Raw genomic sequence first — 894 nt, 5'->3', positions numbered from 1 at the left:
GCCGGATTCATTACACTCATATTATACATGTATTGTGTGTAATGGGGATCTTGTTGTGCAAAAGCAACTACACCTATAAATAAAATAACAACTTGAATAATTCTATTTTTCATCTTACTTGCTTTTAATTTACTCTATTTAAATAAACCCATCCCGTTTTTACTGTGCCATTTGAAAATGTAAGAACATAATAATAAGTCGCTGTAGGTAATTCTTCTCCTGAATCTGTTCTTCCATCCCACTCATCTGTGTAATTATTCTTACTATAAACCTCCACTCCATAGCGATTAAAGATTTGGGCTTTCTCAACATTTAAATTCGAAAGATCCCAACTATCATTATCACCATCATTATTTGGCGAAATACCTTTTGGAATTAAACAAAACGCATTACTGATTGTTACAAAATCACTTGTCATACATCCATTTAAAGTAACTTGAATCTCATAGGTGTCTGAATCTGTAATAACTACATTAGAGGATGTTCCTATTAAATCACCATTACTATTAAACCATTGATATGTAGCATTTAAAGTTTCTGATGCATTTAATTCATAATCTAATCCATTACAACCATGATTAATAGAAACAACTGGTGTTTCATTCACAATTATCGTCATTGTTGTTACAGTAGCACATTGACCTGCTGTTGGTGTAAAAGTGTAAGTTGTCGTTGCCGTATTATCCAATGTTGGAGACCATGTTCCGTTTATTCCATTAGTAGAAGTCGTTGGCAAAGCAGATAAAGTAGCGCCTGAACAAATTGGGGCAACCGCAGTAAAAGTTGGTGTTACATTTGGAGTAACGGTAATTGTTAATGTTGTTGTAGTAGCACATTGTCCTGCTGTTGGTGTAAAGGTGTAAGTTGTAGTAGCTGTATTGTTTAAGGCTGGTG

1 protein-coding gene is annotated in these 894 nt (G+C 34.0%); it reads right to left on the bottom strand.

The features are described from left to right. Positions 1-124 precede the first annotated feature (124 nt). Positions 125-894, bottom strand: a 770-nt coding sequence (locus GFJ99_RS13280) for a gliding motility-associated C-terminal domain-containing protein (RefSeq protein WP_153209533.1), incomplete at its 5' end; no start/stop codon positions are given.

The sequence above is a fragment of the Flavobacterium sp. LMO6 genome, assembly GCF_009495795.1.
Lineage (GTDB): Bacteria > Bacteroidota > Bacteroidia > Flavobacteriales > Flavobacteriaceae > Flavobacterium.
The sequence above is the reverse complement of the archived record's forward strand: the minus strand, read 5'-3'. Positions and strand labels throughout refer to the sequence as shown.